This window comes from Saccharothrix sp. ST-888, assembly GCF_000955975.1.
GTDB lineage: Bacteria > Actinomycetota > Actinomycetes > Streptomycetales > Streptomycetaceae > Kitasatospora.
Genome location: NZ_JYJF01000048.1, coordinates 20124 through 42509 on the forward strand (window position 1 = coordinate 20124; position 22386 = coordinate 42509).

21 protein-coding genes are annotated in these 22386 nt (G+C 71.4%); 3 read left to right on the plus strand and 18 right to left on the minus strand.

The window, feature by feature from the left end:
* Positions 1 to 9: 9 nt before the first annotated feature.
* Positions 10 to 726, minus strand: a complete 717-nt coding sequence (locus UK12_RS17040; RefSeq protein WP_045303848.1) for an MBL fold metallo-hydrolase — start codon at positions 724 to 726, stop codon at positions 10 to 12.
* A 278-nt stretch (positions 727 to 1004) separates the two neighbouring features.
* On the opposite strand from UK12_RS17040, the gene UK12_RS17045 reads away from it, so the two are divergent.
* Entirely contained in the window at positions 1005 to 1817 is an 813-nt protein-coding gene (locus UK12_RS17045) for a peptidylprolyl isomerase (protein ID WP_045303849.1), read from the plus strand.
* A gap of 263 nt (positions 1818 to 2080) precedes the next feature.
* Complete coding sequence (locus UK12_RS17050; protein WP_045303850.1) at positions 2081 to 3310, plus strand: DUF349 domain-containing protein; 1230 nt, start codon at positions 2081 to 2083, stop codon at positions 3308 to 3310.
* 131 nt (positions 3311 to 3441) lie between these two features.
* On the opposite strand, the gene UK12_RS17055 is transcribed toward UK12_RS17050, so the two are convergent.
* From UK12_RS17055 to pgsA, 17 genes are all read right to left on the minus strand, one after another.
* Entirely contained in the window at positions 3442 to 4224 is a 783-nt protein-coding gene (locus UK12_RS17055) for a hypothetical protein (RefSeq protein WP_045303851.1), read from the minus strand.
* An 85-nt stretch (positions 4225 to 4309) separates the two neighbouring features.
* Positions 4310 to 6598, minus strand: coding sequence for a RelA/SpoT family protein (locus UK12_RS17060; protein WP_045303852.1), 2289 nt, complete (start codon positions 6596 to 6598; stop codon positions 4310 to 4312).
* A gap of 416 nt (positions 6599 to 7014) precedes the next feature.
* The gene (locus UK12_RS17065) at positions 7015 to 7566 is read right to left on the minus strand and encodes an adenine phosphoribosyltransferase (RefSeq protein WP_045303853.1); all 552 of its coding nucleotides are present in this window, start codon (positions 7564 to 7566) and stop codon (positions 7015 to 7017) included.
* Positions 7567 to 7590: 24 nt separating this feature from the next.
* A complete protein-coding gene (secF, locus tag UK12_RS17070; RefSeq protein WP_045303854.1) occupies positions 7591 to 8694 on the minus strand; it encodes a protein translocase subunit SecF in 1104 nt (367 codons plus the stop codon).
* 4 nt (positions 8695 to 8698) lie between these two features.
* Positions 8699 to 10483, minus strand: coding sequence for a protein translocase subunit SecD (secD, locus tag UK12_RS17075; protein WP_231591253.1), 1785 nt, complete (start codon positions 10481 to 10483; stop codon positions 8699 to 8701).
* Between the two features lie 145 nt (positions 10484 to 10628).
* Entirely contained in the window at positions 10629 to 11060 is a 432-nt protein-coding gene (gene yajC / locus UK12_RS17080; protein ID WP_197084931.1) for a preprotein translocase subunit YajC, read from the minus strand.
* A gap of 166 nt (positions 11061 to 11226) precedes the next feature.
* The gene (ruvB, locus tag UK12_RS17085; RefSeq protein WP_045303856.1) at positions 11227 to 12309 is read right to left on the minus strand and encodes a Holliday junction branch migration DNA helicase RuvB; all 1083 of its coding nucleotides are present in this window, start codon (positions 12307 to 12309) and stop codon (positions 11227 to 11229) included.
* A gap of 20 nt (positions 12310 to 12329) precedes the next feature.
* The gene (ruvA, locus tag UK12_RS17090; RefSeq protein ID WP_045303857.1) at positions 12330 to 12941 is read right to left on the minus strand and encodes a Holliday junction branch migration protein RuvA; all 612 of its coding nucleotides are present in this window, start codon (positions 12939 to 12941) and stop codon (positions 12330 to 12332) included.
* On the minus strand, positions 12938 to 13507 hold the full coding sequence (gene ruvC / locus UK12_RS17095) for a crossover junction endodeoxyribonuclease RuvC (RefSeq protein ID WP_045303858.1): 570 nt from the start codon (positions 13505 to 13507) through the stop codon (positions 12938 to 12940). The genes ruvA and ruvC overlap by 4 nt, the downstream gene beginning before the upstream one ends.
* Positions 13508 to 13623: 116 nt before the next feature.
* Entirely contained in the window at positions 13624 to 14382 is a 759-nt protein-coding gene (locus tag UK12_RS17100; protein ID WP_045303859.1) for a YebC/PmpR family DNA-binding transcriptional regulator, read from the minus strand.
* A gap of 173 nt (positions 14383 to 14555) precedes the next feature.
* Positions 14556 to 15167 (minus strand): pyridoxal 5'-phosphate synthase glutaminase subunit PdxT, encoded by a 612-nt coding sequence (gene pdxT / locus UK12_RS17105; protein WP_045303860.1) that lies wholly within the window; start codon positions 15165 to 15167, stop codon positions 14556 to 14558.
* Between the two features lie 106 nt (positions 15168 to 15273).
* Positions 15274 to 16185, minus strand: a complete 912-nt coding sequence (gene pdxS, locus UK12_RS17110) for a pyridoxal 5'-phosphate synthase lyase subunit PdxS (protein ID WP_045303861.1) — start codon at positions 16183 to 16185, stop codon at positions 15274 to 15276.
* 122 nt (positions 16186 to 16307) lie between these two features.
* Entirely contained in the window at positions 16308 to 16853 is a 546-nt protein-coding gene (locus tag UK12_RS17115; RefSeq protein WP_045303862.1) for a hypothetical protein, read from the minus strand.
* An 11-nt stretch (positions 16854 to 16864) separates the two neighbouring features.
* Positions 16865 to 17218 (minus strand): 5-carboxymethyl-2-hydroxymuconate Delta-isomerase, encoded by a 354-nt coding sequence (locus UK12_RS17120; protein WP_045303863.1) that lies wholly within the window; start codon positions 17216 to 17218, stop codon positions 16865 to 16867.
* 75 nt (positions 17219 to 17293) lie between these two features.
* Positions 17294 to 18475 (minus strand): glycosyltransferase family 4 protein, encoded by a 1182-nt coding sequence (locus tag UK12_RS17125; RefSeq protein WP_045303864.1) that lies wholly within the window; start codon positions 18473 to 18475, stop codon positions 17294 to 17296.
* A gap of 10 nt (positions 18476 to 18485) precedes the next feature.
* Positions 18486 to 19415: a phosphatidylinositol mannoside acyltransferase gene (locus UK12_RS17130; protein WP_045303865.1), complete on the minus strand. Its 930-nt coding sequence runs from the start codon at positions 19413 to 19415 to the stop codon at positions 18486 to 18488.
* A complete protein-coding gene (gene pgsA / locus UK12_RS17135; RefSeq protein WP_045303866.1) occupies positions 19412 to 20059 on the minus strand; it encodes a phosphatidylinositol phosphate synthase in 648 nt (215 codons plus the stop codon). Before pgsA ends, UK12_RS17130 begins: the two co-directional genes overlap by 4 nt.
* Positions 20060 to 20291: 232 nt before the next feature.
* On the opposite strand from pgsA, the gene UK12_RS17140 reads away from it, so the two are divergent.
* On the plus strand, positions 20292 to 22337 hold the full coding sequence (locus UK12_RS17140) for an elongation factor G-like protein EF-G2 (protein ID WP_045303867.1): 2046 nt from the start codon (positions 20292 to 20294) through the stop codon (positions 22335 to 22337).
* The last annotated feature ends 49 nt before the right edge of the window (positions 22338 to 22386 follow it).

Here is a 22386-nt window from a genome sequence, read left to right on the forward strand (position 1 = left end):
TCTCTTCCGTCACATTCCTCGTCGCGGAGCGACTGTGTTCTCGGCGGAGCCCGCGCTCTCAGCCGCCTGCCTGAGGTAGGGGTTGCTGGCGCGCTCACGGCCGATGGTGGTCTGGGAGCCGTGGCCGGAGAGGACCACGGTGGCGTCGTCGAGGGGCAGGCAGACCCGGGCCAGCGACCGCATGATCGCTGCGCTGTCACCACCGGGGAGGTCCGTGCGCCCGATGGAGCCGGCGAACAGCAGGTCGCCCGAGAACAGCACCGGAGGGATGTCATTCTGCGAGGGCGTCCTGAAGGTCACCGACCCCCCGGTATGGCCGGGCGCATGGTCGACGGTGAGCCGGAGGCCGGCCAGTTCCAGGACACTGCCGTCGGTCAACTCCCGTACGTCGTCCGGCTCGCCGACCGTGATCGAGCCCATCAGCTGCCGGCCGAGCGAGCGCCCGAGGGCGCGCTCCGGGTCGGCCATCATGTAGCGGTCCTCGGGGTGGATCCAGGCCGGTACGTTCTGCGCGCCGCAGACCGGCACCACCGAGGCGACGTGGTCGATGTGCCCGTGGGTGAGCAGCACGGCGACCGGCTTCAGCCGGTGCTCGCGGATCAAGTCCTCGACACCCTGCGCCGCTTCGTGGCCGGGATCGACGATCACGCACTCCTCACCGGCGGCCGGTGCGACCAGGTAGCAGTTGGTGCCCCAGGCTCCGGCTGGAAATCCGGCGACGAACACGCGTGATCCTCTTGTCTTCGGGTGGCGGTGCCTTCGCTGAGTCGTCACCGCTGGTCTCACCGCAGCCTACCGGCGGTACGGCACCGGTTGCGAACCAGATAGCGGTGAGTTGGTCCTCGGGCACCCGGGGAAATCGTGACCGCGGACTTTCCCGGTTGATCTCGTACTTACGGACGGGGTCCCTACACTTGGCCGCCGGTGGGTGCGATGATCCGTACCGGAATTCCCGGGACTCCCGCATCCGACATCAGCAGGAACGACATCAGGAGACACGGCCGGTGGTCAGCAGCGAACAGCGGCGGCGGCAGCTCGCCCGCGACAAGTACGAGCGGCAGATGGAGCGCCGGGTCGAGGCCCAGCGCAGGGCCAAGCGCCGCAACGCCGTCGTCAGCGCCGCCGTCGTGGCCGTCCTGGTGGTGGCCGGCGGCACCGCCTGGGCGGCCGGCGTGTTCGACAAGGACAAGCCCAAGGACGCGACCCCGCAGGCCGCGCCGAGCCCCACGGCCGTCACCCCGGTCAAGGGGTGCACCGACCCGGCGCCCGGCAAGCCGAACGGCAAGCAGTGGAAGACCGAGCCGGCCATGTCGATCGACACCGGCGGCAAGTACACCGCCACGCTGGACACCAGCTGCGGCAAGGTCACCGTCGACCTGGACGCCGCGAAGGCGCCGCACACGGTCAACTCCTTCGCCTTCCTCTCCGGCGAGCACTACTTCGACCATGTCAAGTGCCACCGCCTCACCACCCAGGGCATCTACGTGCTGCAGTGCGGCGACCCGACGGCCAGCGCCACCAACCCCGGCGGATCGGGCGGTCCCGGTTACCAGTTCGCGGACGAGAACCTGACCGGCGCGACCTACCCGGCGGGCACCGTGGCAATGGCCAACGCCGGTCCCGGCACCAACGGCAGCCAGTTCTTCCTGGTCTACAAGGACACCCAGCTGCCCCCCAGCTACACCCCGTTCGGCAAGATCACCGGCGGCCTCGACGTCCTGAACAACATCGCCGCCGGCGGCGTCCAGGGCGGCGGCGGCGACGGCGCCCCGAACGCCAACGTGGTGCTCAACTCGGTGGCCACGGTCAAGGGTTGAGCCCGTCCGGCGCTGCTTCCCGGCCCTGCGTGAGCGGTTCGGGAGGCGGCGCCGCAGGAAATCGCCCGGCCCGGATGCGGACAGCACCGGCGCTGGTCGCCTATGTTGCTGTTGTATAGGGTGCCCTGACCGTCGGCCGTCACCCTCGGCATCGACAACTCGACGGCTCGGACGGCGGACTCCATCGGTCCGCCGCACATCAACTGTGGACGACGTACGCGCACCACACACCCGTGGGTGCGACGTCATGTGGAGGAGGCGCTGTGAGCAGCGACCCGTGGGGCCGTGTCGACGAGCAGGGGACCGTCTACGTCAGGACGGCCGAGGGCGAACGCGTCGTCGGCTCCTGGCAGGCGGGCTCCCCTGAGGAGGCCCTCGCCTACTTCGAGCGCAAGTACCAGGGCCTGGAGGCCGAGATCGGCCTCCTGGAGCACCGCGTCCGCAAGACCGACCTGGCCGCCAAGGACGCCCAGGTCGCGTTGGACCACCTGCGCGAGCAGGTCACCGAGGCGCACGCGGTCGGTGACCTGGCCTCGCTCGCCCAGCGGCTCGAAACCCTGGCCGGCGAGATCGAGTCCCGGCAGGCGGAGCGCAAGGCGGCCCGGGCCAAGGCCCAGGACGACGCCCGTACCGCCAAGGAGAAGCTGGTCGCCGAGGCCGAGGCACTGGCCGAGTCCACCCAGTGGCGGGAGGCCGGCGACCGGCTGCGCGCCCTGGTGGACACCTGGAAGGGCCTGCCGCGCCTGGACCGCAAGAGCGACGACGAGCTGTGGCACCGCTTCTCGCACGCCCGCTCGGTGTTCTCCAAGCACCGCAAGGCGCACTTCGCGACCCTGGACGCGGAGCGCGAGACGGCCCGGGCGGCCAAGGAGAAGCTGGTCGCCGAGGCCGAGGCGCTGGCCGCCTCCACCGAGTGGGGCGACACCGCCGCCGCCTACCGCGACCTGATGGCGCAGTGGAAGGCCGCCGGGCGGGCCCAGCGGGACGCCGAGGAAGAGCTGTGGGCCCGGTTCCGGGGCGCACAGGACGTCTTCTTCCAGGCCCGCGCCGCCGCCTTCAGCGAGCGGGACGCCGAGCAGGGCGAGAACCAGAAGCTGAAGGAGGCCCTGCTGGTCGAGGCCGAGGCGATCCTGCCGATCACCGACCTCAAGACCGCCAAGGCCGCGCTGCGCGAGATCAGCGAGCGCTGGGAGGCGATCGGCCACGTGCCGCGCGACGCCCGGCCGAAGCTGGACGGCCGTCTCAACGCGGTCGAGCGGGCCGTCCGCGAGGCCGAGGACGCCGAGTGGCAGCGCTCCAACCCGGAGGCCAAGGCCCGTGCCGCCGGTATGACCGGCCTCCTCCAGGCCGCCGTGGACAGGCTCCAGGCCGACCTGGACAAGGCCCGCGCCACCGGCAACGCCAACAAGGTCGCCAAGCTGGAGTCCGAGCTGGCGGGCCGGCAGGCACTACTGGACCAGGCCCAGAAGAGCCTGCAGGAGTTCAGCGGCTGACACCGCGCCCGCCAGGGCACCGGTTCGGCTTCAGGGGCGCGGGGAACTGCGCGACCAGCCCTCTGTGGAGGCGCATGGTCGTTCGCGCGGTTCCCCGCGCCCCTGCCGTGCTACCTGCCGGGTGAACCGGGTCAGGTCTTGGCCGCCGGGGACCCGCTCGTCCCGAACACCTGGACGAGCCGGTTGAGATCGATGCTCTGGGAGGCTCCCGGGGTGGCGTTCTTCACCGGCACGGAGAAGTCCTTGAAGTTGAGCGTCTCGCTGCCGATCCCGCCGGTCCGCTGGAAGTGCAGCGGATAGGCCCGGCCCTGGGTGGCCACCCAGAGGGTGCCGTGCTCCTCACCCTTGACGCCCAGGACCGCCACGGCCGGCTTGCCGTTGCTCGTGCCCACGGAGCCGGTGGTCAGCGAGACCCCCGTGGGCGACATCGAGTCCGCCAGGGCGCCCAGGTCGCAGATCGAGGCGAGTTCGAGGAACTGCACGTTGTCACTGGTGGTCCTCAGGTAGCGGTCGCCCACCAGCTGGGCGACGGCCTGCCCGCCGTGGCCCTGCCAGAACGCCTGGTCGGGCTTGACCCAGAGGTCGTTGCCCGCCTTGACCACCTGGAAGTTGCCGAGGAAGCTCTCGCTCACGGAACCGGTGCAGTTGCCGGCCACGTCCATCGACAGGTTGAAGGTCACCAGGTTGACCCCGTCGTCTATCCGCCCGTCGACATGGGCGGAGTTACCGGCCTTGAGCGCCTTGATCGCCGCCAGGACGACGTTGGGGCCGGTCAGTTTCTCCACACCGTTGGGCCCGGAAGCAGTGGACGCCGAGGGCGCGGCGGCCGCCAGGGCCGTACCACCGCCTCCCACCACGCCCGCCGTCAGAGCGGCACAGGCCAGTGCGGCCACGGTCGTCAGCTTGAGGTTCATGGGGCCTCCTACCACTGGGTTCAACTCTTCCCAGCCTGTACCGACAGGAGGCCCCGCGCACATCAGGAGCGGATTCGCGCCCGGATCACTTCCGTCCGGAGGTGACCCGGTACACGTCGTACACACCCTCGACACCGCGGACCGCCTTCAGGACGTGCCCCAGGTGCTTCGGGTCGCCCATCTCGAAGGTGAAGCGGCTCATCGCCACCCGGTCCCGGGAGGTCTGGACCGCCGCCGACAGGATGTTGACGTGCTGGTCCGAGAGCACCCGGGTGACGTCCGAGAGCAGCCGGGACCGGTCCAGCGCCTCGACCTGGATGGCCACCAGGAAGACCGAGGACTGGGTCGCCGCCCACTCGACCTCGATCATCCGCTCCGGCTGCTGGGTCAGCGACTCCACGTTGACGCAGTCCGTACGGTGCACCGAGACGCCGTTGCCGCGGGTGACGAAGCCGACGACCGGGTCGCCCGGCACCGGGGTGCAGCAGCGGGAGAGCTTGACCCAGACGTCCTCGACGCCCTTGACGATCACCCCGGGGTCGCCCTTGGCCCGGCGCCGCACCGCGCGGCCCTGGCGGGTCGGCGTGGTGGTCTCGGCCAGGTCGTCGGTGGCCTCCTCCTCGCCGCCGAGCGCCTGCACCAGCTTCTGCACGATGTTCTGCGCCGCGACATGGCCCTCGCCGATCGCCGCGTAGAGCGAGGAGATGTCGGGGTAGCGCATCTCGTGCGCCAGCGTGACCAGCGAGTCGCCGGTGAGGATGCGCTGGATCGGCAGGCCCTGCTTGCGCATCGCCCGCGCGATGGCGTCCTTGCCCTGCTCGATCGCCTCCTCGCGGCGCTCCTTGGAGAACCACGCCTTGATCTTGTTCCGGGCGCGCGGCGACTTGACGAAGCTCAGCCAGTCCCGGGACGGTCCCGCGTTCTCCGCCTTGGAGGTGAACACCTCGACGGTGTCGCCGTTCTCCAGGGTGGACTCCAGCGGCACCAGCCGGCCGTTGACCCGCGCCCCTATGCAGCGGTAGCCGACCTCGGTGTGCACCGCGAAGGCGAAGTCCACCGGGGTGGCGCCCGCCGGGAGCGCTATGACGTCGCCCTTCGGCGTGAAGACGAAGACCTCGTTGTTGGAGAGGTCGAAGCGCAGCGACTCCAGGAACTCGCTCGGGTCCTCGGTCTCCTTCTGCCAGTCCAGCAGCTGCCGCAGCCAGGCCATCTCGTTGACGGCCCCGGCCTTGTCGTCCTTGCGGACCTGGGTCGGCGTGTCGGTACGGACCTTGGAGGCGCCGGCCACCGCGCGCTGCTTGTACTTCCAGTGCGCGGCGATGCCGTACTCGGCCCGGCGGTGCATGTCGAAGGTGCGGATCTGGAGTTCCACCGGCTTGCCGCCGGGACCGATCACCGTGGTGTGCAGCGACTGGTACATGTTGAACTTCGGCATCGCGATGTAGTCCTTGAACCGCCCCGGCACCGGGTTCCACCGCGCGTGGATGGTGCCCAGCGCCGCGTAGCAGTCGCGGACGGTGTCGACCAGGACCCGGATGCCGACCAGGTCGTAGATCTCGGCGAAGTCGCGGCCTCGCACGATCATCTTCTGGTAGACCGAGTAGTAGTGCTTCGGACGGCCCGTCACCTGCGCGGTGATCCGGGCCCCCTTCAGATCGCCCTGCACCTGGTCGATCACGGTGGCCAGGTACTCGTCCCGCTTGGGCGCGCGCTCCGCCACCAGACGCACGATCTCGTCGTACATCTTGGGGTAGAGGATCGCGAAGGCGAGGTCCTCCAGCTCCCACTTGATGGTGTTCATACCCAGCCGGTGCGCCAGCGGGGCGTAGATCTCCAGGGTCTCGCGGGCCTTCTTCTCCTGCTTCTCCCGCTTGAGGTACCGCATGGTGCGCATGTTGTGCAGGCGGTCGGCGAGCTTGATCACCAGGACCCGCGGGTCCTTGGCCATCGCCACGACCATCTTGCGCACCGTCTCGGCCTGCGCGGCCTCGCCGAACTTGACCCGGTCCAGCTTGGTGACGCCGTCCACCAGCAGCGCGACCGAGTCGCCGAAGTCGCGGCGCAGCGTCTCCAGGCCGTAGTCGGTGTCCTCGACGGTGTCGTGCAGCAGCCCGGCCATCAGCGTCGGGGCGTCCATGCCCAGCTCGGCCAGGATGGTCGCGACGGCGAGCGGGTGGGTGATGTACGGGTCGCCGCTCTTGCGCTTCTGCCCGCGGTGCCACTTCTCCGCCACCACGTACGCGCGCTCGATGTCGCGCAGCAGGTTGGGGTCGGCCTTCGGGTCGTTGGCCCTGATGGTGCGGAACAGCGGCTCCAGCACCGGATTGAGCACGGTGCTGCGCTGGCCGCCGAGGCGGGCCAGGCGGGCGCGCATACCACCGGAGGAGGAGAGCCTTGATGCCGCGGACGGCGCCGGCCGTACCGGGGTGGCCCCCGAAGGCGTGGGCCGGTTCTCGGGGGCGGCGGCCTCGGCCGTGGGCTGGGCCTCGTCGGGCAAGGACACTCCTCGGGGCGCGGTGCCTTCCCCTTCGCGCGACCGGGAAGGGGTGAATCTTCATGGTACCGAGCCCGGGAGCGCGACGTTCGACCACCCGGTCCCGATCGCGCCGCCACCCGGCCCGGGAGGTGCCGGCCACGCGGTGCGGGCGGAGGGGTCCGGTGCGGTGGAGCACCCCGGAAACGGTGTCCCGGCGCTGTCCGTCCGACCGGGTGGAGCGGCCCCGGCGACCCCGCCGGAACACCGCAGGGGCGGTGATCACCGAAGTGATCACCGCCCCTGCGAGGTGTTGCTCAGACCAGGACCAGCGTCTCCAGCGGCGCGCCGCCCAGGTGCTCCAGCAGCCGGTCGCGGCCGGGCAGGAAGCCCAGCTCCATCAGCACGACCACGCCGGCCAGTTCGGCACCGGCCTGCCGGACCAGGTCCAGCGAGGCACCCAGGGTGCCGCCGGTGGCCAGCACGTCGTCCACCACCAGGACCTTCTCGCCCGGGGCGAAGGCGTCGCACTGGACCTCCAGCGTCGCGGAGCCGTACTCCAGCTCGTACGACTGGCCGTACACCGCGCCGGGCAGCTTGCCCTTCTTGCGGATCGGCACGAAGCCGAGCCCGGCCGCGTACGCGGCCGGGGCCGCCAGGACGAACCCCCGCGCCTCCAGACCGACCACCTTGGTCGCACCGAGTGCCTTCGCCCGGCCGGCCAGCGCCTCGGTGAGGGCCGCGAAGGCCTCGGCGTCGGCCAGCAGCGGGGCGATGTCCTTGAACAGCACACCGGGCTTGGGGTAGTCGGGCACGTCCCGGATCCTGCTGTTCAGCAGCTCGGAAAGGACGGGATCGGCAACGGTCACGGGGGTTCCTCTAACAGCGTGGGGTCAGTGCTTGCCGGACGAGCGGCCCTTGGAGCGGGACCGGCCCGTCGGCTGGTTGCGCTGTCCGACCATACCCGCCGTGATCTCGTCCTCGACGGCCTGCCCGGCGGCGTCCGCAGGGGCCTCGGCAGCGGCCTTGGCGTCCGCCTCGCGCCGGGCGGCGACCTTCTTGGCCAGCGCCCGCATCTCCGGCGTCTGCTCCTTGAGCTGCGCGTACAGCGGGGTGGCCACGCAGATGGAGGAGTAGGCACCGGCCGCGAGACCGATGAACAGGGCGAGTGAGATGTCGTTCAGGGTGCCGGCGCCGAGCAGGCCGCCACCGATGAACAGCAGAGCGGCGACCGGCAGCAGGGCGACCACGGTGGTGTTGATGGACCGCACCAGGGTCTGGTTGAGGCCGTGGTTGGCGGCCTCGCTGAAGGTCTGCTTGTTCTGCTTGGCGATGTTCCTGGTGTTCTCCTTCACGGTGTCGAAGACGACGACCGTGTCGTAGAGCGAGTACCCGAGGATGGTCAGGAAGCCGATCACGGTGCCCGGGGTGACCTCGAAGCCGACCAGGGCGTAGACGCCGATGGTGATCAGGAGGTCGTGGATCAGGGCGACCAGCGCGGCGACGGCCATCCGCCACTCGAAGGCGATGGCCAGGTAGACCGTCACCAGCACCATGAAGATCACCAGGCCCAGCAGGGCCTTCTGGGAGATCTCGTGGCCCCAACTCGGGCCGATCACCTGGGCGTTGATGTCCTTGGTCTGAACGCCGAGGTCCTTGGAAAGGCCCTCGATGAAGGTGCTCGCGGGGATCTTCTCCTCGGAGCTGACCTGGATCCTGACCTCACCCTTGGCGGTCTTCTGCACCAGGGCGGTCGAGTCGTGGGTGATCTTGTTGGTGACGTCCTGCGCCTGCGAGACCGTCAGCCCGGGCTTGGTGACGGTGTAGACCGACCCGCCCTTGAACTCGATGCCCAGGTGCAGGCCCATCGCCAGACCGATCGCCGCGACCAGCACGATCACACCGGAGATGCTGTACCAGAGCTTGCGCCGGCCGACGAAGTCGAAGCTGACCTCGCCCTGGTAGAGACGGTGGCCGAGATTGCCGAAGCGCGACATGGCGTCAGGCCTCCTTCGCGGCTGCAGTGGCGGAGCGGCGGCGGCTGCCCCGGATCGGCGGGCGGGCGCCCAGGCGCTTCGGGTCCAGGCCGGACCACGGGTGGCCGTCCGCGAAGAACTTGCGGCGGGCCACCAGGGTGATCAGCGGCTTGGTGAAGAGGAAGATCACCACGATGTCGAGCAGGGTGGTCAGACCCAGGGTGAAGGCGAAGCCCTGCACCTTGCCGACCGACACCACGTACAGCACCGCGGCACAGAGGAAGGACACGAAGTCCGAGACCAGGATGGTGCGACGGGCGCGCGGCCAGGCCCGCTGGACGGCCGGGCGCAGCGGGGCGCCGTCGCGGACCTCGTCACGGATGCGTTCGAAGTACACGATGAACGAGTCCGCGGTGATACCGATGGCGACGATGGCACCGCAGACCGCGGGCAGGTTCAGCGCGAAGCCGATACCGGCGCCGAGCAGCGACATGATCGCGTAGGTCAGTGCCGCCGAGACGACCAGACCGGCGATCGAGATCAGGCCGAGGCCGCGGTAGTAGACCAGCGAGTAGAGGACCACCAGCAGCATGCCGATCGCACCGGCGATCAGGCCGGCCTGCAGCTGGTCGCCGCCGAGCTGGGCGGACACGGTGGTGACGTCGCTCTTGTCGAAGGTCAGCGGCAGGGCGCCGAAGCTCAGCACGTTGGCCAGGCTCTTGGCCTGGTCCTGGGTGAAGCTGCCGGAGATGACCGCGTTGCCGCCGGTGATCGAGGAGCTGACGTACGGGTGGGAGACGACCTTGCCGTCCAGCACGATGGCGAACTGGTTGGCCGGGGCGGGCTGGGTGGCCAGCTTGCCGGTGGTCGAGGCGAAGGCGTTGGAGCCCTTGTCGTTGAAGGACAGCTGGACCTGCCAGCCGGCGCCGCTCTGGGTGTCGAAGGTGGCCTGCGCCTTGGAGACGTCCTGGCCGTTCACCGCCACCGGGCCGAGCGCGAACTTGTTCCAGACGCCCTGCTCCTTGTCGAAGCTGCAGGCGACCGCGGACTTCGCCGGGTCGGTCTGGTAGTCCTTCTGCTGGGCCGGGTCCGAGCAGTCCATCGCGGTGAACTGCTGCTGCAGCTCCGGCGGGACGGTGCCCTGGGTGAGGGCGGCCGTCATGTCGGCCGGGGACGGGGCGCTCGGGGCGGCGGACGGGGTGCTGCCCGCGCCTGCGCTCGCGCTCGCGGGGCCGGAGGGGGTGGCGTTCGCCGAGGCCGACGGGTCGGCCTTCAGGGCGTCGGTGACGGCCCGGCCGGCCTTGCTGGCGCTCGCCGAGGGCGAGGCGGAGCCGCTCGGGGTCGACGACGGCTTGGCGGACGGCGAGGCGCTGCCGGTCGCACTCGGGGTGGCCGAGGGAGCCGGGGCCTTGACACCGGTGGGCGCGTAGGCCAGCACCGGACGGAAGTAGAGCTTGGCCGTGGTGCCTACCTGGTCGATCGCAGCCTGCCGGTCACCGCCATTGGGGATGTTGACGATGATCGTGTCACTGCCCTGGGTCTGCACCTCCGTCTCGGAGACGCCCATGGCGTTGACGCGCTTGTTGATGATCGTGACCGCGGTGTCCATGTTGGACTTGTTGATCGCGGCCTTGTCGTCGGACTTGGCGGTCAGCGTGATGCTGGTGCCACCGGCGAGATCGATCCCCAGACGCGGCGTCTTGTGACCCGTCCAGAACATGACGGCGACCAGTCCGACGGTGACCACCAGGATCAGGGCCAGGGCCCGTCCCGGGTAACCGTCGCGCGGGCGCGACTTTGGTGTTGCCACCTTGCTCGTTTCTCCCTGTCCATGCCACCGCCCCCATCGGCCCGGTCCGGCTTGTGGCGGGACCGGGACGGGGGCGCGGCGGCCCTGAGGTCCTCTGTGGGCTCGCGGCTCGTGCCGCTACGGCCGGGGGTGTCGCCCGGTCGTGTTACTTGCTCGCGGGAGCCTCGCCGTCGGCGCCGCCCTTGCCCGTGGCGCCTTCGGGGGCGTCCTTGTCGAGGCTGAGCGGCTTCGCGTCGCCGGCCTCCTCCTCGACCTGGTCGGCCTCGGCGGGAGCGTCGTCACCGAGCTCGTCCTCCTCGGGGCGACCGTTGATGATCCCGTCGTACTCCTGCGGGTCGAGGACGGCCGCAATGGCGCTCTTGGTGAAGTGGGTGACCACACCGGGAGCGATCTCCAGCTCGACGGTCTCGTCGTTGACCGCCTTCACCAGGGCGTACATACCACCGATGGTGCGGACTCCCGAGCCGGGCTCCATCGCCGAACGCATCTGCGCGGCCTGGTCCTGCCGCTTCTTGTTCGAGCGGAAGAGCATGAACAGCACGGCGATCATGACGATGGGAAGAAGGAGGTTAAACACAGCAGCCAGAGTCCTTTACGGGCCGCCCGCCTGGGCGGCCTGTGGTGGTCGTCGGCCCGTCAGGTGAGAGGGGCGGTCCGGCGGAGTCTAGGCGACCCGCTCTGATCGGACAACGCCAAGCATCGCATCCTGCCGCCAAAAGTGGCGACCCTCCGCCCGGCCGGTCTCATCCCGCGTCGTTCGCACTCCCGAACAGGTCGGGCTGGGCGGGTACGGCACCGCGGAGCGGCGTCGCCGGCGGGGTCAGGCCGAGGTGGGCCCAGGCGGCGGCGGTGGCGATCCGGCCGCGCGGCGTCCTGGCCAGCAGGCCCTCGCGGACCAGGAAGGGCTCGGCGACCTCCTCGACCGTCTCGGCCTCCTCCCCCACCGCGACCGCCAGGGTGGACAGGCCGACCGGGCCGCCGCCGAACAGGCGCAGCAGCGCGTCCAGCACCGCGCGGTCGAGGCGGTCCAGACCACGCGCGTCCACCTCGTAGACCTGCAGTGCCTGGGCGGCGATCTCCCGGGTGACCACGCCGTCGTGCTTGACCTGGGCGTAGTCGCGGACCCGGCGCAGCAGCCGGTTGGCGATCCGGGGCGTGCCCCGGGAGCGGCCGGCGATCTCGGCGGCACCGGCCGGGTCTATCTCCACGTCCAGCAGGGCGGCGGAGCGGTGCACCACGCGCTGGAGCTCGGCCGGGGCGTAGAACTCCATGTGGCCGGTGAAGCCGAAGCGGTCGCGCAGCGGCGGGGGCAGCAGGCCGGCCCTGGTGGTGGCGCCGACCAGGGTGAAGGGGGGCAGCTCCAGCGGGATGGCGGTGGCGCCGGGGCCCTTGCCGACGATGACGTCGACCCGGAAGTCCTCCATCGCCATGTAGAGCATCTCCTCGGCGGGCCGGGACATCCGGTGGATCTCGTCGAGGAAGAGCACCTCGCCCTCGGTGAGCGAGGAGAGGATGGCCGCCAGGTCGCCGGCGTGCTGGATGGCCGGCCCCGAGGTGATCCGGATCGGGGCGTTCAGCTCGGCCGCGATGATCATGGACAGGGTGGTCTTGCCGAGCCCGGGCGGGCCGCTGAGCAGGACGTGGTCCGGTGCGGCGCCGCGCTTGCGGGCGGCCTGGAGGACCAGCGAGAGCTGCTCGCGGACCCGCTCCTGCCCGATGAACTCGTCCAGCTGCTTGGGGCGCAGCGCCGCCTCGACCGCCTGGTCCTCGCCATCGGCGGCCGCCGTGACCAGGCGGTCCGTCGGGTCGAAGTCGTAGGGGCTCATCGCAGCGGGCTCCTGGTGGCTCATCGGGTGCGGTTGAGGGTGCGCAGGGCGGCCTTGAGCAGGGCGCCGACGTCGGCGGCCGACTGCGCCTCGGCCTCGGGGGTGACGGCGGTGACCGCGTCGTCCGCCTTGCGCGGGGCGTAGCCCAGGCCGACCAGGGCGGCGTGCAGCTGCTCGCTCCACGGCGCGGGCCCGGCGGCGATCGGCTTCTGGGCGGGGACGCTGCCGTGCGGGGCGCCCAGCTTGTCCTTGTACTCCAGCAGCAGCTTGGCGGCCTTGGCCTTGCCGATGCCGGGGACGGCGATCAGGGCCTTCTCGTCCCCGCCGGCGATCGCCAGGCGCAGCGCGTCCGGGCTGTGCACCCCGAGCATCGCCTGGGCCAGGCGCGGCCCGACGCCGGGGGCGGCCTGCAGGATCTCGAAGGTGGCGCGCTCGTCGTCGTCCGCGAAGCCGTAGAGGGTGAGCGAGTCCTCCCTGACCACCAGCGAGGTGGCCAGCCTGGCGGGCTCGCCGAGGCGGAGTGCGGCCAGGGTGTTCGGGGTGCACTGGACGGCCATGCCGACGCCGCCGACCTCGACGACGGCGGTGCCGCTCGCGATGGCGGCGACCGGGCCCTGGACGAAGGCGATCATCGGCGGCTCTCCTGGTGGAAGGTCGGGGCCTGGCGGACGGCCGGGGGCCGGCCGGGGGCCGTGCGGGCGAGCGCGGCGGCGATCCGGTCGGCGGCGCCGCCGCGCCAGATGTGGCAGATGGCGAGGGCCAGCGCGTCGGCGGCGTCGGCGGGCTTGGGCGGGGCGTCGAGCCGGAGCAGGCGGGTGACCATGGCGGTGACCTGGGCCTTGTCGGCCCGGCCCGAGCCGGTGACGGCGGCCTTGACCTCGCTGGGGGTGTGCAGGGTGACGGGTATGCCGCGCCGGGTGGCGCAGAGCATCGCGACCGCGCTGGCCTGGGCGGTGCCCATCACGGTGCGGACGTTGTGCTGGGCGAAGACCCGCTCGACGGCGACCAAGTCGGGGCGGTGCTCGTCCAGCCACTGCTCCAGGCCCTGCTCGATCAGCAGCAGCCGCTGCCCGATCTCCGCCTCGGCGGGGGTGCGCACCACACCGACCCCGAGCATCCGCAGCGGGCGGCCCGGCGCACCGTCCACCACGCCGACGCCGCACCTGGTCAGCCCAGGGTCCACACCCAGTACCTTCACCGCCGTGCCCCACCTCTCGTCCGACCTGCGAAGGCTACCGGTCGGCTCCGACAACCCCGACGACGACACCGGCCCGGCGGTCGCGGGGACCACCGGGCCGGACAGAGTCACCGAACTCACTCGGCGTCGAGCTGGGCACCCACCTCGTCGCTGATGTCGAAGTTGGCGAAGACGTTCTGGACGTCGTCGCTGTCCTCGAGGGCGTCGATCAGCTTGAGGATCTTGCGGGCGCCGTCGACGTCCAGCTCGACCTGCATGCTGGGGACGAAGTTGGCGTCGGCCGAGTCGTAGTCGATGCCCGCGTCGACCAGTGCGGTGCGGACCGCGACCATGCTGGACGCCTCGGAGACGATCTCGAAGGAGTCGCCGAGGTCGTTGATCTCCTCGGGGTCCTGGTCCAGGACGACCTCGAAGAGCTTGTCCTCGTCCACGCCGTCGGCCTTGGGCACGATGACGACGCCCTTGCGGGTGAACAGGTACGAGACCGAGCCGGGGTCGGCCATCGAACCGCCGTTGCGGGTCATGGCCACGCGCACGTCGGAGGCGGCGCGGTTGCGGTTGTCGGTGAGGCACTCGATGAGCACCGCGACACCGTTCGGGCCGTAGCCCTCGTACATGATCGTCGAGTAGTCGGCGCCGCCGGCGTCCTCGCCCGAGCCGCGCTTGACGGCGCGGTTGATGTTGTCGATCGGGACCGAGCTCTTCTTCGCCTTCTGGATGGCGTCGTAGAGCGTCGGGTTGCCCGCCGGGTCGCCGCCGCCGGTCCGCGCCGCCACCTCGATGTTCTTGATCATCTTGGCGAAGAGCTTGCCGCGCTTGGCGTCGATCACGGCCTTCTTGTGCTTGGTGGTAGCCCACTTAGAGTGGCCGGACATCGCCAGCTCCTTTACGTCGCCAAAGGGAAATGAACAGAGGAGATCTTACCGGTGTCCGAACCGACACCTGGCACTCGGTCAGCGCCAGTCGCAAGCCGGGGGGTGCATCGGCGCCGAAAGCGGCGGACCGCAGCCGGCGCGGACCTGCGGGCGCCCGCAGGCGGGCGGCGCGGTCAGACGCCCTCGACCATGCGGACGAAGTACTCGTGCACCCGGTGGTCGCCGGTCAGCTCGGGGTGGAAGGAGGTGGCGAGCAGGTTGCCCTGGCGGACCGCCACGATGCGGCTGTCGGGGCCGTCGGCGGCCGGCAGTTCGGCCAGCACCTCGACGCCCGCACCGACCGCCTCGACCCAGGGGGCGCGGATGAACACGCCGTGCACCGGGTCGCCGGCCAGGCCCTGGAAGTCCACCCCGGACTCGAAGGACTCGTTCTGCCGCCCGAAGGCGTTGCGGCGCACGGTCATGTCGATGCCGCCGACGGTCTCCTGGTCGTCCCGGCCGTCCAGGATCTTGTCCGCGAGCATGATCATGCCCGCGCAGGTGCCGTAGACCGGCATCCCGGCGGCCACCCGCTCGCGCAGCGGGCTCATGACGTCGAACAGCAGGGCCAGCTTGGACATGGTGGTGGACTCGCCGCCGGGGATCACCAGCGCGTCCACCTCGGCCAGTTCCTCGGCGCGGCGGACCGGGCGGGCGATCGCATCGGCGGCGGCCAGTGCCACCAGGTGCTCACGGACGTCGCCCTGCAGCGCGAGGACGCCGATGACGGGGTTGCTGCTGGACACGGTTGCTACCTCTTGCTTCGTCTTCGCTGAAGTCTGTACTGCGGGTACGCGCGGCGGCCCGCCGCGCCCCAACTGCTGCGCGGCGGGCCGTCGAGCGCGTACGGAACTACCAGCCGCGGTTGGCGTACCGCTCGCTCTCCGGCAGGGTGTCGCAGTTGATGCCGACCATGGCCTCGCCCAGGTTGCGGGAGGCGTCCGCGATGATCTTCGGGTCGTCGAAGAAGGTGGTGGCCTTGACGATCGCGGCGGCACGCTTGGCCGGGTCGCCCGACTTGAAGATGCCCGAGCCGACGAAGACGCCCTCGGCGCCCAGCTGGCGCATCAGCGCGGCGTCGGCCGGGGTGGCCACACCACCGGCGGAGAACAGCACCACCGGCAGCTTGCCGAGCTCGGCGACCTCCTTGACCAGCTCGTACGGGGCGCGCAGCTCCTTGGCGGCGGCGAACAGCTCGTTGTTGTCGAAGCCGCGCAGCCTGGCGATCTCGTTCTTGATCTGGCGCAGGTGGCGGACGGCCTCGACCACGTTGCCGGTGCCGGCCTCGCCCTTGGAGCGGATCATGGCCGCGCCCTCGGCGATCCGGCGCAGGGCCTCACCGAGGTTGGTGGCGCCGCAGACGAAGGGGGTGGTGAAGGCCCACTTGTCGGAGTGGTTGACCTCGTCGGCCGGGGTCAGCACCTCGGACTCGTCGATGTAGTCGACACCCAGCGACTGGAGGACCTGGGCCTCGACGAAGTGGCCGATCCGGGACTTGGCCATCACCGGGATGGAGACGGCGCCGATGATCTCCTCGATCATGTTCGGGTCGGACATCCGGGCCACGCCGCCGTCCTTGCGGATGTCCGCGGGGACGCGCTCCAGCGCCATGACGGCGACCGCACCGGCGTCCTCGGCGATCTTCGCCTGCTCGGCGTTGACCACGTCCATGATCACACCGCCCTTGAGCTGCTCGGCCATGCCGCGCTTGACGCGGGCGGTGCCGATCTGCGGCTGGTCTGCGGTGATGGGGGTGGTGGACACGTGAGACCTCACTCGAAGATGAACCAGTGCTATCGCCCTATCGTAGGCCCGAACCACCCGGTGCCCATGCGCCACCTAGTCCAGCCCGGTTGCCGGGATACGACAAACAGGCTCTAACGCGGCTATGCCGGTGCGCCCTGAGGCGTGAGCGCCGCGGGAGGTTCGTCGTCCATCTCGAAAGCGAGCGGGAAAGGCGCCCGTCCGGCCAGCCGGAAGTAGCGCACCAGCCGGTGCTCACGCACCGCGCGCGCCGCCCGGACCGCGTCGTTGTGGAACCGCCGCGCCATCGGCACCCGGCGCACCCCCGCTGTGAGGTCCCTCACAGCCTCCTCGCCGCCCGGCACCGCCAGCAGCGCCGCGACCTGCTCCGGATCGGCGAACACCGCGCGCAGCGCCAGGCTCAGCTCGCTCTCCGCCACCTCCCGGTGCTCGTCCTCGGCCTGCCGGGCGGCGTGCGAGGCCTCGTACAGCAGGATCGAGGCGGCCGGGTCGAGCAGCGAGGAGGTGGCGAGCTCCAGCGCGACGGAGGCCCGCCGGACGAGCTGCGCGTCCAGCGAGGCCCGCGCCGCGTCGATCCGGGCGTGCAGACGGTCGAGCCGGCCCGCCGTCCAGCTCAGGTAGACGGCGAACAGCACGACCGCTGCAGCGGCCCAGATCCAGGTAGTCACGGGGCAGAACGCTACAGGGAGGTCTTCCGGTAGAACTCCCGGTCGTGGTCGGCCACGTTGACGGCGACCTGGGCGCGCACGCCGGGCTCCACCTCGACGGAGCGCGCCAGCAGGTTCAGGATCTCCGCGGCCAGCTTCGCCTTGGTGGCGCGGTCCCGGCCCTCGATGATCCTGATCTCCAGATAGACCGTGGCGGCCTGCGGCCCGCCGTGCCCGACGTAGAGCTCCTCCACCCGGCGGAAGACCGTCTTGCAGTTGTCCACCGAGGTGCTGATCAACATGGCGACCTGCGAGTGCAGGTTGCGGACGAACTCCGGCCGGTCGAAGCCGACGCCCGCGGAGTAGTCGATGGAAATCTGCGGCATGCGAGCCCTCCCCAGTAGGTGACCGATCGTCAGGTCAACGCCACGGCGAGGGAGATCGATTCCCGGCCCCGGAGGTCAGTCCCGGGTCAGTTTCAGGCGTCCGCGCCAGCCCACCCGCTCGTCCTCGGCGACCGGCGGCATGCCGTCGGTGACCGTCTCGTACACCGAGAGGATGTCCGCGCCGACGGTCGACCAGTCGAAGCGCCGCACATGGTGCAGGGCCGCCCGGCGCAGCTCGGCGAGCCGGTCGGGGTCGCCGAGCAGGCGCAGCGCGGCGTCGGCCAGGGCCGCCGGGTCCTCAACCGGGAACAGCTCGCCCGCGCCGCCGCCGTCCAGGACCTGCCGGAACGCGTCCAGGTCGCTGGCCAGCACCGGGGCGCCGGCCGACATCGCCTCGACCAGGATGATGCCGAAGCTCTCGCCGCCGGTGTTCGGCGCCACGTACAGGTCGACGCTGCGCAGCAGCCGGGCCTTCTCCCGGTCGCTGACCATGCCGAGGAACTCCACCTGCCGCCGCACCTCGGGCGCGAGGCCGGCCACCGCCTCCTGCTCGTCGCCCTTGCCGGCCACCAGCAGCCGCACGCCCGGGCGCTCGGCGAGGATCTTGGGCAGTGCGGCGAGCAGGCTCGGCAGGCCCTTGCGGGGCTCGTTGATCCGGCCGATGAAGCCGATCGTGCCGGGACCGCCGTCCGCCGCCCCGCCCTGCCAGCGCTGATCGGGCTCGGCCTCGGAGAAGAACCGGACGTCCACGCCGTTGGGGATCACCACGGCGTCGCCGCCGAGGTGCTCGACCAGGGTGCGCCTGGCGTACTCGCTGACCGCGATCCGGGCGCTTATCTTCTCCAGGCCGGGCTGGAGGATCGGCGAGGCCGCGATCATCGCGCGCGAGCGCGGGTTGGAGGTGTGGAAGGTGCCGACCATGGGCCCGGAGGCGGACCAGGCGGCCAGCATCGACAGGCTGGGCGAGGCGGGCTCGTGGACGTGCAGGATGTCGAAGCGGCCCTCGTTCAGCCAGCGCCGCACCCGGGCGGCGGAGAGGATGCCGAAGCTGAGCCGGGCCACCGAGCCGTTGTAGGGCACCGCGACGGCCCGCCCGGCCGAGACCACGTACGGCGGCAGCGCCGACTCGTCCTCGGCCGGGGCCAGCACCGAGACCTGGTGACCGAGGCCGATCAGGTGCTCGGCCAGGTCGCGGATGTGGAACTGCACGCCGCCCGGGACGTCCCAGTCGTACGGGCAGACGATTCCGATTTTCATCCCGGCCCCCTCAGGCATCGTGGCGCCGACCGAGGTCGGACAGCCAGAACTTCTGCAGCATGTGCCAGTCCACCGAGTGCTCGCGGATGCCGTCCGCCCACACGTCGGCCAGTGCCTGGGTCATCGCCAGGGTCCTGGAGCGCTGGTCGCCCTCTTCGGGCACCGGCAGCTCGGGGTGGATCTCCACCCGCATCACCGGGCCGTCATACCAGAGCGTGACCGGCAGCAGCGCGGCGCCGGTCCGCAGGCAGAGCGCGGCCGGACCCGCCGGGACCTTGGTCGGCTCCCCGAAGAAGTCCACCGCGAGCCCGGCGTCCGACAGGTCGCGGTCGCCCACCAGGCAGACCATCCGGCCCGCCCGCAGCCGCCGCGCCAGCGTGCCTGTCACCGAGGCGCCGCCACCGGTCAGCGGCAGCACCTCCATGCCCAGGCCCTCGCGGTAGGCCACGAAACGGTCGAAGAGCGACTCCGGCTTGAGCCGCTCGGCGACCGTGGTGAACGGATACCCCACCGTGGTGATCCAGGCCCCGGCCAGGTCCCAGTTCGCCATGTGCGGCAGCGCCGCCACCACGCCCCGGCCGGCCTCCAGCGGACCGGTGATGTTCTCCAGCCCCTTGAGCTCCACCGACTCCGAGATCCGCGCCTTGCTCCAGGTCGGCAGCCGGAAGGACTCCATCCAGTACCGCAGATAGGAGCGCATCCCGGCCCGGGAGAGCTCGCGCAGCCGCTGCTCACCGGCCCCCGGGTGGACCCGGGCGAGGTTGCGCTCCAGCTGGCGCACGCCCTTGCCGCGCCGGCGCCAGACGAAGTCCGCGATCTGGTTGAACAGCCCGCGGGCGACCGGCTCCGGCAGGTGCTTCAGCGCCGCCCAGCCCAGCGCGTACGCGCCGTCGGCCACCCGCTCCTGGAGCGTCGGGGTACTCCGTACGGCGGTGTTCACTGCGCCTCCCGCGGCTCGGCCGCCTCCAGGGCCTCCCGGCGCACGGTGAGCATCCGCTGCACCACCGTCACCAGGCTCCCCACCGCCACCAGCCAGAGCGCCACCGGCAGCAGCGGCTCCACGTACGGCACCCCGAACGTGTGCATCCCCGCCACACCCGCCGCGACCAGGCTGATCACCAGCCGCTCGGCGCGCTCCACCAGCCCCGACACATTGCAGGGCAGCCCCAGGCTCTCGGCCCGCGCCTTGGTGTACGAGACCACCTGGCCGCTCGCCAGGCAGAACACCGCGACCGCGCAGAGCAGGTCGTTGTTCCCCTTGCCCGCGTACCAGAGCGCCATGCCGCCGAAGATCGCCGCATCGGCGACCCGGTCCAGCGTCGAGTCCAGGAAGGCGCCCCACTTGCTGGAACTGCCCGCCTGGCGGGCCATGTTGCCGTCCACCAGGTCCGAGAAGATGAAGAGGGTGATCGTGATGGTGCCCCAGAAGAACTCGCCCCGGGGGAAGAACACCAGTGCGCCGGCGACCGAGCCGGCCGTACCGATCAGCGTCACCGCGTCCGGGCTCACCCCCCAGCGCAGCAGCAGGGCGGCGAACGGTGTCAGGACACGTGTGAAGAAGGCACGTGCGTACTTGTTGAGCATGGCCTTCCGGACCGCCCCGATCTCACCGATGTCCGCCCTCGGCCCCAGTGGCCGACCGGCGACCGAGCGGAACGACCCGCCCGGCCCGACAATGGTATCCAGGCCGCTCGCACGCTCCGCCGCCCCACGCCCCCGCGAGCCGGTCATCGGCCCAACTGGCCACCACTCAGGGCACTTCCCCGCATACGGGACGTAACTGCCGCCCCCGCGAGTGAGTATCAGGAGGCACGCCATGCCGGACCGAGGTACCCCGCACGCACCCGCTCCCACGGTCGAGCGGTCGGCGCAACTGCGCAACGTGGCACTGATCGGCCCCAGCGGCGCCGGCAAGACCACCCTGGCCGAATCCCTCGCCCTCACCTCGGGCGCCCTCACCAGGGCAGGCACCGTCCCCGACGGCACCACCGCCTCGGACTACGAGGAGATCGAGCACCAGCAGCAGCGCTCCGTGCAGCTCGCACTGCTTCCGCTCACCTGGCGCGACACCAGGATCAACCTGCTGGACACCCCCGGCTACGCCGACTTCAGCGGCGAGCTCGGAGCCGGGCTGCGCGCCGCCGAGGCCGTCGTCCTCGTGCTCTCGGCCGCCGAACCCGTCGGCCCGCCCGCGCTCGCGCTCTGGCGCCAGTGCCGCGCCGCCGGGCTGCCCACCGTGATCGTTCTCACCCATCTGAACGCCGCCCGGGTCGGCTTCGAGGAGATCCTCGCCGCCTGCCAGGACGCCTTCGGCGAGGGCCACCCCGACACCGTCCTCCCGCTCCACCTGCCGATCCTGCGCGACGGCCACCCGCACGGCTCCCTCGAACTCCTCACCGGCCGGCGCTACGGCGAGAGCGGCGAGGCCCCCGGCGCCGACGAGGCCCGGGGCCGGCTCGTCGAAGCCATCGCCGGCGAGGACGACACCCTGCTCGAACGCTACGTCGCCGGCGAGGACCTCGACCCCGCCTCGCTGACCGAGGCACTGCGCCGCGAGGTCCTCCAGGGCACCGTGCACCCCGTCCTGGCCGCCGCTCCCCCGCTCGACCCCGCGGGCCCGGCCGTCGGCGCCGCCGAACTCCTCGACCTGATCACCGAGATCCTCCCCACCCCCGAGGAGCGCCAGGACGACCTCCCGCCGTGCGACCCGGACGCCCCCGTCACCGCCCAGGTCATCCACACCGGCGAGGATCCGTACGTCGGCCGCCTCAGCCTGGTCCGGCTCTTCTCCGGCACCCTGCGCCCCGACACCGTGCTGCACCTGGCCGACCATCCGGACGAGCGCGTCACCGCGCTCACCTCGCCGTTCGGCAAGCAGCAGCGGCCCGTCCCCTACGCGCTCCCCGGCGAGCTGGTCTGCCTTGCCAAGCTCGCCGCCGCCCGGACCGGCGACACCCTCTCCGCCGACGGGCACGTCCTCGACCGCTGGCCGCTGCCCGAGCCGCTGCTCCCCGCCGCCGTCCAGGCCCACAGCAAGGCCGACGAGGACCGGCTCGCCCAGAGCCTGGCCAGACTCGCCGCCCAGGACCCGGCCCTGCGGGTCGAGCAGAACCCCGACACCCACCAGCTCGTCCTCTGGTGCACCGGCGAGGCCCACCAGGCCGTCGTCCTCGACCGGCTGCGCACCCGCTACGGGGTCCACCTCGACACCGTCCCGTACCAGGTCGCCCTCCGCGAGACCGTCGCAACCTCGGCCAGCGGCCACGGGCGGCACGTGAAGCAGTCCGGCGGACACGGCCAGTTCGCGATCTGCGACCTGACGGTCGAACCGCTGCAGCCCGGCGGCGGCTTCGAGTTCGTCGACAAGGTGGTCGGCGGCGCCGTACCGCGCAACTTCATCCCCTCGGTCGAGAAGGGCGTCCGCGCCCAGCTCGCCCATGGCGTCCTGGCCGGTTACCCCATGGTGGACGTCCGGGTCACCCTCACCGACGGCAAGGCGCACTCGGTCGACTCCTCCGACGCCGCCTTCCAGACCGCCGGCGCCCTCGCCCTGCGCGAAGCCGCCGCCAACGCGACCGTCCGACTGCTCGAACCCGTGGACGAGATCCAGGTCCTGCTCCCCGACGAGTACCAGGGCACCATCCTCAACGACCTCTCCGCCCGACGCGGTCACGTCCTCGGCACCGAACCCGGCGGCCCCGGCCTGAGCCTGGTCCGCGCCGAAGTCCCCGAGCTCGAACTCACCCGCTACCCGGTCGAGTTGCGCTCCCTCTCGCACGGCACCGGCCAGTTCTCCCGCAGCTACGTACGCCACGCCCCGATGCCCGCCGCCCTCGCCGCCCAGTACGAGCGCACCTCCTGACCCCGGGCGCGCGGGCCACCCCTGGGGGGGCATGGCTCCCCGCCCTCGG

Excerpts from the sequence above, each read along its gene's own strand:
- UK12_RS17120 (WP_045303863.1), bottom strand. The coding sequence starts at position 17,218 with ATGCCGCAGATTTCCATCGACTACTCCGCGGGCGTCGGCTTCGACCGG.
- secF (WP_045303854.1), bottom strand. The coding sequence starts at position 8,694 with ATGTCGCGCTTCGGCAATCTCGGCCACCGTCTCTACCAGGGCGAGGTC.
- UK12_RS17055 (WP_045303851.1), bottom strand. The coding sequence starts at position 4,224 with ATGAACCTCAAGCTGACGACCGTGGCCGCACTGGCCTGTGCCGCTCTG.
- ruvA (WP_045303857.1), bottom strand. The coding sequence starts at position 12,941 with ATGATCGCCTTCGTCCAGGGCCCGGTCGCCGCCATCGCGAGCGGCACC.
- ruvB (WP_045303856.1), bottom strand. The coding sequence starts at position 12,309 with ATGAGCCCCTACGACTTCGACCCGACGGACCGCCTGGTCACGGCGGCC.
- pgsA (WP_045303866.1), bottom strand. The coding sequence starts at position 20,059 with ATGCTCAACAAGTACGCACGTGCCTTCTTCACACGTGTCCTGACACCG.
- UK12_RS17140 (WP_045303867.1), top strand. The coding sequence starts at position 20,292 with ATGCCGGACCGAGGTACCCCGCACGCACCCGCTCCCACGGTCGAGCGG.
- UK12_RS17100 (WP_045303859.1), bottom strand. The coding sequence starts at position 14,382 with ATGTCCGGCCACTCTAAGTGGGCTACCACCAAGCACAAGAAGGCCGTG.
- UK12_RS17060 (WP_045303852.1), bottom strand. The coding sequence starts at position 6,598 with ATGCGCGCCCGCCTGGCCCGCCTCGGCGGCCAGCGCAGCACCGTGCTC.
- UK12_RS17125 (WP_045303864.1), bottom strand. The coding sequence starts at position 18,475 with ATGAAAATCGGAATCGTCTGCCCGTACGACTGGGACGTCCCGGGCGGC.